This window comes from Staphylococcus sp. HMSC057A08 (genome assembly GCF_001812925.1).
Classification (GTDB): Bacteria; Bacillota; Bacilli; order Staphylococcales; family Staphylococcaceae; genus Staphylococcus; species Staphylococcus hominis.
Genome location: NZ_KV810840.1, coordinates 1 through 796 on the forward strand (window position 1 = coordinate 1; position 796 = coordinate 796).

General features: G+C 30.8%; 1 protein-coding gene. It reads left to right on the top strand.

Annotated features, from left to right (window positions below; all coding sequences use genetic code 11):
- Positions 1-796, top strand: a 796-nt coding sequence (locus HMPREF2881_RS11725) for a YtxH domain-containing protein (protein ID WP_305366865.1), incomplete at both ends; no start/stop codon positions are given.

Below are 796 nucleotides of genomic sequence, written 5' to 3' on the forward strand. Positions count from 1 at the left end.
GCAAAGTAATGCAACAAAACACTACGATAGAGATACATTTGAAACAAATAACTCAGGTAATGACTTACATGGTCGTGGCGTAAATCAACCTAATGGTGATGTGTACACAAATGCGACAAAACATTACGATAGAGATGCATTTGAGACAAATAACTCAGGTAATGACTTACACGGTCATGGTGTAAATCAACTAGATCAAAACAACTTTGTTAATACACCACATTATAATCGTGATGACTATGAGAGTTATAATCATCCAAAATTCTCAAATCAAGCTGCTAGTGATACTAATCAAGAGATTGATTATAAAACTTATTATAACGATCCGAGATTTAAGTCTCGTAAACATTTTATTGTTAGCTTTATTACTGGTGCAATCATTGGCTCAACTATTGGACTTTTAACTAAAAATAAAGCAAACCAAAAAATTGAGGATTTAAAAGCAAAAGAACAAGAAGTTAAAGATAATTATTATAGTATTAAACAACAAACAGAAGAAACAATTGATAATGTAAGACATAAAATTGAAGACTTAAAAAATAGAAAAAATACAGGTATTTCTTCCGATGAGCTTGCAGCACAACGTCGAGCAATTCAATCAGAAACATCAAATCATTTAGCAGATGAATCACCATTAGCAAAAGAAATACAAGAAGCTAAAGCTGAAACTACAGTAAAAGAAAATAATTATTTTAATAATGAACATAATAGTGCAGAAGAAATTGTAGCACAACAAAATGCTATTAAAGATGAGTTGTCAACTAATTTAGCAGACGAATCACCACAAGCGCAAGAA